Below are 975 nucleotides of genomic sequence, written 5' to 3' on the forward strand. Positions count from 1 at the left end.
TTCTACTTTAAGTTTGGATCTAACTACTAATTCTTCATTAGTATCAACATAGAACAAAGCTCCTCCTGAATTGTCAGAAGTTTTAATCTCTAAATCTCCTCCTGAGTAGATGATCACACCACTACCTGCGCCTTGACTAGTTTTTAAAACTGTAACAGTTAATTCTCCTGATTTAGTTTGAGCAGTAGTGCTGGTATCTATGAGAGTTGAAATATTGCTTGTTGGTGGAGCTGTTGATGGTTCAGTCCAGGCTGAAATCCAATAAACAGCTAATAATGATGACATTAAAACACTTATTGTGAGTATCAATGTATTGTATTTGTTCATGTTTTTTTTAATTAGTCTTGAGTTTTTAATTAAATTTTTTATTCAATCAAAAACCTTTGCTAATTTTAGTTAATATCTGATTTACAATTTCATTTTAACATATTCAATATTAAAAAACAGGCAACTTTGCCTGTTTTTTATTCTTTCTTCAAATTTTTTAAATTTTCTCATTTATACTTTATTGAAACGATGACCTCAATAGAACGTATTGTGCATAATGGTTTGTATTCTTACTCTAAAAAGGTTATAGGATGAGAGCGCTTACTTGCTCTTTACAATAATCAACCCTTTCTTCGTCAATTATGTTTTCACAGTAAGACACATCTTGCTCATTCATAGCTTTAGTTATAATAGCATTGTCTTTACACACATTCCTTCTACGTTCGTCTTGAAGAGCGTCACAAATACTTGGATCTTGTTTTCGACCAGCTTCAGCATTAATAACGACATATTCACAGTAATCTTTATCCTGATCCTGAAGTTTTTTACAAAGAGCAATATCTCCTGTTTCAGTTGCTTCATATCTAATTTCCTTTACATCTTCTTCAGTTAAAACTGGTTTATCTAATTGTCCATATTGTAAGAAATTAAATATTTTCTCATACTGAGTAAAGAAAATAACTCCTATAATTATTAAACCTAAAATAA

2 protein-coding genes are annotated in these 975 nt (G+C 30.3%); both read right to left on the bottom strand.

The features are described from left to right. The coding region (locus KJI70_03315) for a hypothetical protein (GenBank protein ID MCP6718535.1) at nt 1-327 on the bottom strand (327 nt) is incomplete at its 3' end. 244 nt (nt 328-571) lie between these two features. Continuing rightward, the coding region (locus KJI70_03320) for a hypothetical protein (GenBank protein MCP6718536.1) at nt 572-975 on the bottom strand (404 nt) is incomplete at its 5' end.

The sequence above is a fragment of the Patescibacteria group bacterium genome (assembly GCA_024238995.1).
GTDB lineage: Bacteria > Patescibacteriota > Minisyncoccia > Minisyncoccales > JANBVM01 > JANBVL01.